The organism is Streptomyces phaeochromogenes, assembly GCF_001418655.1.
In the GTDB taxonomy this organism is placed as follows: Bacteria; Actinomycetota; Actinomycetes; order Streptomycetales; family Streptomycetaceae; genus Streptomyces; species Streptomyces phaeochromogenes.
In genome coordinates this window covers 1-6,490 of sequence record NZ_LIQZ01000551.1, presented here as the reverse complement: position 1 = coordinate 6,490, position 6,490 = coordinate 1, and the positions used below count along the sequence as shown (strand labels likewise).

The following is a 6,490-nucleotide window of genomic DNA, read 5'->3' as shown; positions in this document are numbered from 1 at the left end:
CAGCAGTTCCTGTTCCACGCGCTGATCCAGCGGGCCGGCAACCGCTACCGCGCCCCCATGTTCGTCGGCACCAACAACGTCGTACGGATCGCGGCCGTCCGGCAGGTCGGCGGGCTGTACGACTCCATCACCGAGGACATGGCCACCGGGTTCGAGCTGCACCGGCACAAGAACCCGAGGACCGGTCACCACTGGCAGTCGGTCTACACACCCGACGTGCTGGCCGTGGGGGAGGGCCCCGAGTCCTGGACCGACTTCTTCACCCAGCAGATGCGCTGGTCGCGCGGCACGTACGAGACGCTGTTCAAGCAGTACTGGAAGGCACCCTTCACGATGCCGCCCGGCCGGCTGTTCTCGTACACGATGATGCTCGTCTACTACCCGATGACGGCCGTCAACTGGCTGCTGGGCATCCTCAGTTGCGTGCTGTTCCTGTGGTTCGGCGCGTCCGGCACGCAGGTCGCCGCGTCCATGTGGCTGATGCTCTACAGCGACGCCGCCGCCCTCCAGATCGGCCTCTATCTCTGGAACCGGCGGCACAACGTCTCCCCGCACGAACCGGAAGGCTCGGGCGGCCTCGCCGGTATGGCGATGTCGGCCCTCTCCGCGCCGATCTACCTCAAGTCGCTCGGCGCGGCCGTGGTCCGCCGCCCCAGCCGTTTCGTGGTCACCCCGAAGGGCGGCGGTGCCAGCCCCGACCGGGTGCTGACGTTCCGGATCCACCTTTTCTGGGCGGCCGTCCTGACGGCATCGCTGGTGGCGTCGTTCGTCCTCGGGCACACGCACGCGGCCATGCGCACCTGGGCCGTCCTCGCCCTGGCCATCTCCCTCGCCCCGGTCGGCGTGTGGCTCGGCACCCGGTACCAGGCACGCCGGGCCCGGCAGCGCGTCGCCACCCCCGCCGTCGCCAGGGTCCCGGACGGCGAGCCGGCACCCGCGCCGGTCTTCAGCGCCGGCGCCACGGTTCCCAGTGGCTCGCTCCCCAGCGGGACGGTCTCCAGCGGTACGACAGGAGGTAACTAGGCCATGGCCTACCGCCCTTCGAAGAAAACCCAGAAGAGGCTGCTCGGCATAGGCGGCGTAGCGCTGCTCGCCGGACTCAACGCCCCGGCCGCGATCGGCTTCGCCTCGGAGCAGTACTACGAGTACAAGATCGCCCAGCCCGGCTACAAGGCGAAGTACGGCTCCTGGAAGCACCTGGACATTCCCAGGGAGTTCCGCACCAACGCCATCCACGCGGCGCTCCTGCACACCGGCAAGGTGCTGATCGTCGCGGGCTCCGGCAACGAGCAGAAGAAGTTCGACAAGGGCTCTTTCGATACCGTCCTGTGGGACCCGAGGACCGACACCTTCAAGAAGATCCCCACCCCGGACGACTTCTTCTGCGCCGGGCACGCCCAACTCCCCAGCGGCAGAATGCTGGTGGCCGGCGGCACGGCCCGCTACGAGCTGCTCGACGGCGAGGTCGACCGGGCCGGCGGCGGTATGCGCGTGAAGAACGAGAACCCCGACAAGCCGGTCGTCCTCAAGAAGGGCACCCGGTTCCGCTCGCCGACCGGGGTGGAGTACGTCAGCAGGTTCGACGTCACCGTCCCCAAGGCCAAGCGCACTCAGGAGATCACGTACAACAGGGCCGGTGTGATGCAGCCCTGGAAGACGAAGGTCACCGCGAGCGAGGCCCGGGTCTTCGTCGAGGCCACCAAGCAGGGGCCGCGGTCGGTCACGGACAAGCAGGCCCAGTACGAGATCCTCGGCCTGAAGGGCAAGGAGGCGGCCAACACGTACGGCCTCTCCGAGAAGATCACCATGGACAAGCAGGACTTCCAGGGGATCAAGGCCGCGTACGAGTTCGACCCGACGGCGGAGAAGTACGTGCCCGTCGCGCCGATGGGCAAGGCCCGCTGGTATCCGACGCTGGTCGGTCTGGAGGACGGGCGGGTGCTCGCGGTCTCCGGGCTCGACGACGTCGGGGTGATCGACCCGGGCGACAACGAGATCTACGACCCGAAGACCAAGAAGTGGACCCCGGGCCCCAAGCACTACTTCCCGACCTATCCCGCCCTCTTCCTCACCAAGGGCGGCAAGCTCTTCTACCCGGCCTCGAACGCCGGTTACGGGCCCGCCACCATGGGGCGCGAACCCGGTCTGTGGGACCTGAAGACCAACAAGTTCGAGAAGGTGCCGGGGCTGAGCGACACCGACCAGACGGAGACGTCGGCGTCCCTGCTGCTGCCCCCGGCCCAGGACCAGAAGGTGATGATCCTCGGCGGCGGAGGCGTCGGCGAGTCCAAGAAGGCGACCTCGCGCACGGCGGTCATCGACCTCAAGAAGGACAACCCCGTCTTCGAGGACGGCCCCGACCTGCCGCAGGGCACCCGCTACCTGAACAGCGTGATCATGCCGGACGACTCGGTGTTCACGTCCAACGGCTCCTCGGACTACCGCGGGCGCAGCGCCAGCAACATCCTCAAGGCGCAGTTCTACGACCCCAAGTCCAACTCGTTCCGTTCGGCCGCCTCGCCCAGGGTCGGCCGCAACTACCACTCGGAGGCGCTGCTGCTGCCCGACGGCCGGGTCGCCACGTTCGGCTCCGACCCGCTCTTCGACGACCAGCAGAACACCAAGCTCGGCCACTTCGAGCAGCGCATGGAGATCTACACCCCGCCGACCCTGCACAAGAACGCCAAGACCCGTCCCGTACTGGGCGACGGTCCGCAGGAGGTGGACGGCGAGGGCCGTGCGACCTTCGCGACCCGGCATCCGGACCGGATCGTGAACGCCCGTCTGATGCGGCCCAGCGCGGTCACCCACACGACGGACGTCGAGCAGCGGTCCATCGCGCTCGGGCTCACGAAGACGAAGGACTCGGTCACCGTGGACGTACCGAAGGACCGGACGCTGGTGCCGCCCGGCTGGTACATGCTGTTCGTGACGGACACGGACGGGACGTCGTCCGAGGCGAAGTGGGTCCAGGTCAAGTGAAGCGGGTCCAGGGCAGGTGAAACGGGCCCAGGTCAGGTGGAGCGGGCGGAAAGGTGAAGTCGCCTGCTACGAGCTGGAGTTGCGGGCCAGCCCCAGTGCGTAGTCCGCCCACCACTGGCCCGCCGACGGACCCCCGCGGCACTGTCCGTCGGACTCCCCTGGCCGCTTGATCCACAGGTAGGCGTCCACGAGCGGGTCGCCGGTTTCCTTGGTGGGCGGGGTGCCCAGTGCCCGGCCCGGCGGGTTGCACCAGGCCTGGGAGGGGTCGCCGTCCAGCGGGCCGTTGCCGTTGCGGCTGGTGTCCACGACGAAGTGCTTGCCGCCGAGGTCCTCCGAGAGCCGGCGGCCGTACTCCTTCGTCGTCTCGTCCGTCTGGAAGTTGGAGACGTTCAGGGCGAAGCCGTCGGCGTTCGCGACGCCCGCGCGCCTGAGCGGCTCGACCAGCTTCCAGGACTCCCGGATCCAGGCCGGGTTGCCCGCGTCGAGGTACACCTTCGTCCGCGGCTGCCGCTTCAGCCGCACGATCGCCTCGGAGAGCATCTGCTCGCGCTCGGCGTGGTACTCGCCCGGGGTGCAGCCGTCCACGATGTGCGCGACCGCGTCCGGCTCCAGCACGACCAGGGCCTCGCTGTCGCCGACGGCCCGCGCGAACCGGTCGATCCAGTCCCGGTAGGCGTCCGCGCCGTACGCCCCGCCCGCCGAGTGCTGTCCGCAGTCGCGGTGCGGGATGTCGTACGCGACGAAGACCGCGGTACGCCCCTCCCGGGCCGCCGCCGCGGTCGCCTCCCTGATCTTCGGCTCGGGTCGCTCGGCGGAGGGCCAGATCGCGGCGGGCCGGTCCGCGATGAGCTTCAGGAGCCGGGCGTCGCGCTCGCGCCCCTGCTGTTCCCACCGCTGCACCTGCTGGGCCGCGGGGCTCGCCGGGTCGACCCAGAAGGGGGAACCGGCGGCCGGGCTCGTCCGCGGGTACGTCTCACGGGCGGTGGTGGTCGTGTCGGCGTCGGGCGCGGACGAGCAGCCCGCCGCGAGTCCGAGCACGGCGAGCGCCGCGAGGGTACGGGTACGGGTCTGCCGGAACATCCTGCCCCCTTGGGCGAAGGTGACGGTCAGTGACGATGTCCGACTATCGTGACATAACGGACTTGACCGGCAGGGGTGCGACACCGTGGGCCGCCGCCCCCTGTAAGGCTTGTGTCGAGGCGTCAGGCGCCGCCCGACGCCAGCGCGATGCCCAGCGGCGTCCTCTCGTACAGCACCTGGTGTCCGTACCGGCGCGAGACGAGCAGGCCCGCGTCGCGCAGCGCCGACAGGTGCGCCGACACCGACGAGGGCGCGAGGCCGAGGCGGTGCGCGAGGACCGTCGTGGTGGCGGGGTCGTCGAGCGCGGCCAGGACGGTGGCCCGGCCGCGGCCGAGGACCCGTACGAGCGCCTCGGGCGTGCGGTCGGACGGCTCGGCCCACAGGCCCCCGATGCCGCGCGCCGGGTAGACCAGCGTCGGCTGCCAGGGCGGTTCGAAGCCACTCACCACATCCGGCCAGGAGAAGACGCTGGGCATCAACACCAGCCCCTGGCCGCCGAGTTCGCGTACGTGCTCGCCCTTCACGTCGATCGTGAGCGTGCCGGCGTCCCAGGCGAACCGCCGGTCCAGCTCGGACAGCAGCCCGCCCAGGCCCACCTCGGCCAGGCGGCGCGAGTGGAAGACCACGTCGGCCTCCAGGAGGGCGCGCAGCCGTGGCCAGTCGGGCTCGACGAGGGCGCGCCAGGCCGCCGCCAGCAGGTCGGTCAGCTCCTGGATCATGCGGACCGGGTCGGCCAGCAGGGCACGCCCGCGCGGGGATTCGAGGGCGCCCGGGGTGTCCGCGAGCGCCAGCGCGGTGTCCTCGCGGGCCGCCTCGGGATCGGCACCGCGAACCGCCGCGATCTCCTCGTCGAACGTGGCCGAGGGGCCGAGCGGCGGAGGCCCCAGCCAGTCCGGGGTGTGCCCGCGCTGGGGCATCAGCAGCCACAGGAGTGTGAGGTCGAGCTCCGCCGCGGCCGAACGCGTACGACGGAGCCAGTGCGCGTGATACCCGTGCCGCTCGGGGCGGTTGAGGGTACGGACCGCCTCCTGGGTCTCCCACAGAGGGGACACCGCGAAGCGGCACCGGAGGAGGTCGTCCTCGCCGAAGCGCAGATGGAACGGCACGGACCCTCCCACCGTGGTCGGTCCCGAAGATTCGGCTGACACCGAAACTCTACGGCGGTCGACCCGTGCGCGGGCACGCTGCGGGACATGCCGGAAGAGAACAGGGGCGCCACGACGCTGCCCGCACCCGAGAAGACCGGTTACGGTCCCGTCTTCGCCGTACGCGAGTTCCGTGCCGTGTTCCTCGCACACGCCCTCTCGCTGCTCGGCGTCGTCGTCAGCGAGATCGCGCTGACCGTGCTCGTGTACGGGCTGACGGGATCGCCGCTGCTCAGCGCCCTGGTGTTCGCGCTGGGCTTCCTCCCCTATCTCGTGGGCGGCACGCTGCTGTCCGGGGTGGCCGACCGGTTCCCGCCGCGGCGGGTGCTCGTCGTCTGCGACCTGGTGTGCGCCGGATGTGCGGCGCTGATGGCCCTGCCGGCCACACCCGTCGCCGCGCTGCTCGTGCTGCGGTGCGTCATCGCGGCCGTGTCACCGGTGTTCAGTGGCACACGGATGGCCACGCTGACCGACATCCTCGGCGACGGCGACCTGTTCGTGCTCGGGCGTTCCCTGCTGCGGATCGTGTCGCAGAGCGCGGTACTCGTGGGCTTCGGGCTCGGCGGTGTCCTGCTCACCGTCGTGTCGCCGCGCGGGGCACTGGCCGTCACGCTGGGCACCTTCCTCGCCTCGGCGCTGCTTCTGCGGCTGGGCACCCGGCGCCGGCCGGCCCGGGCCGGGGGCGGGGCCCTGGTGCGGTACTCGCTCTCCGGCGCCCGGCAGGTCCTCGCCGACCGCCGGATCCGGGCGCTGCTGCTGCTCCTGTGGGTGCCGCCGATGTTCGTCGTGGCGCCCGAGGCACTGGCCGCCGCGTACGCGGACGAGGCCGGGGTCGGCACGGTCTGGATCGGGCTGCTGATGTGCGCGATGCCGGTCGGGACGATCGCGGGGGAGCTGTACGCCGGCGCCGCCCTGTCTCCCGCGGCCCGCTCCCGGATCGTGCTGCCCCTGGCCGGCGCCGGACTGCTGCCGCTCCTCCTCTACCCCTTCCACCCGGGCCTCGGCTGGATCCTGCTCGTGCTGGTGCTCGCCGGGTCGGCGGGCGCGTACACCCTCGGGCTCGACCGCTGGTTCGTGGACGCCGTGCCCGAGGAGCTGCGCGGACGGGCCATGACCGTGCACACCGCCGGGCTGATGACGATCCAGGGCGTGGGCATGGCGCTCGCCGGTGCGGCTGCCGAGTTCTGGGCGGTCAGCACGGTCGTGGGCGGCGTCGGCGTGGTGGGGACCGTGTGCTGCGTGCTCCTGGCGGCGGAGGTACGGCGCACGGGAGGGGCCCGGGA

The 6,490-nt window shown here is 71.2% G+C and carries 5 protein-coding genes; 3 read left to right on the top strand and 2 right to left on the bottom strand.

What is annotated here, in order from left to right; translation table 11 throughout:
• Nucleotides 1-1,023, top strand: a 1,023-nt coding sequence (locus AOK17_RS45475; protein WP_281198689.1) for a glycosyltransferase family 2 protein, incomplete at its 5' end; no start/stop codon positions are given.
• 3 nt (nt 1,024-1,026) lie between these two features.
• Complete coding sequence (glxA, locus tag AOK17_RS45470) at nt 1,027-2,982, top strand: radical copper oxidase GlxA (protein WP_055618520.1); 1,956 nt, start codon at nt 1,027-1,029, stop codon at nt 2,980-2,982.
• Between the two features lie 66 nt (nt 2,983-3,048).
• On the opposite strand, the gene AOK17_RS45465 is transcribed toward glxA, so the two are convergent.
• A complete protein-coding gene (locus AOK17_RS45465; RefSeq protein WP_055618519.1) occupies nt 3,049-4,062 on the bottom strand; it encodes a glycoside hydrolase family 6 protein in 1,014 nt (337 codons plus the stop codon).
• Nucleotides 4,063-4,184: 122 nt separating this feature from the next.
• Complete coding sequence (locus tag AOK17_RS45460; protein WP_055618518.1) at nt 4,185-5,168, bottom strand: ArsR/SmtB family transcription factor; 984 nt, start codon at nt 5,166-5,168, stop codon at nt 4,185-4,187.
• Nucleotides 5,169-5,255: 87 nt separating this feature from the next.
• Here AOK17_RS45460 and AOK17_RS45455 point away from each other — a divergent pair.
• Nucleotides 5,256-6,490: MFS transporter (locus tag AOK17_RS45455; protein WP_055618517.1), on the top strand; the 1,235-nt coding region annotated here is incomplete at its 3' end.

Excerpts from the sequence above, each read along its gene's own strand:
- AOK17_RS45465 (WP_055618519.1), bottom strand. The coding sequence starts at position 4,062 with ATGTTCCGGCAGACCCGTACCCGTACCCTCGCGGCGCTCGCCGTGCTC.
- glxA (WP_055618520.1), top strand. The coding sequence starts at position 1,027 with ATGGCCTACCGCCCTTCGAAGAAAACCCAGAAGAGGCTGCTCGGCATA.